The sequence below is a fragment of the Streptomyces doebereineriae genome (assembly GCF_031845645.1).
Taxonomy (GTDB): Bacteria; Actinomycetota; Actinomycetes; order Streptomycetales; family Streptomycetaceae; genus Streptomyces; species Streptomyces canus.
The window spans coordinates 1-464 of record NZ_JAVREZ010000244.1; the positions used below are offsets into that span (position 1 = coordinate 1).

General features: G+C 74.6%; 1 protein-coding gene. It reads right to left on the reverse strand.

Annotation, left to right across the window (positions count from 1 at the left end):
- Positions 1–464 (reverse strand): GNAT family N-acetyltransferase (locus RNB18_RS51685; RefSeq protein WP_394817811.1); only part of this gene is annotated, 464 nt, incomplete at both ends.

Consider the following 464-nt stretch of genomic DNA (forward strand, 5'->3'; position numbering starts at 1 on the left):
TCCCAGTAGCTCATGGGGGTCCCGTCGAGCACGCCGAGGCAGGGGAGGGAGCGGCCGTCCCCTTCGAGCTGCGGCCTCAGATGGTCGGCGGTGACGGATACGGGACCGGCGAGCTCCCAGAAGGCGGCGACAGCGGGGTCGTTCATCCAGCGGGTGAGAACGGCGAGATCGCGCTCCAGGACCACCGGGACCAGGTGGAACACCCCGGCCTCGGTGGTGGCACCGGGCCAGGTGGCCGGGTCGCCGAGGAGTTCGCGGGCGGCCTCGCGGCGGGGCACCGCCCTGCCCCGGTCCTCGGCGATCAGCGCGAGGAGCTCCTCGGTGAGCTTGAGGTCGAGGGTGTCCTCGGTGGAGCTGCCGTGCGGTACGGCGGTGGAGTCGCCGGACGGTACGGCGGTGGCGCCCTCCGTGCCGCTGCCCGAGGGCGGTCCGGGGGGCGGGTCCGGGGGCACATCGGCCGGTTC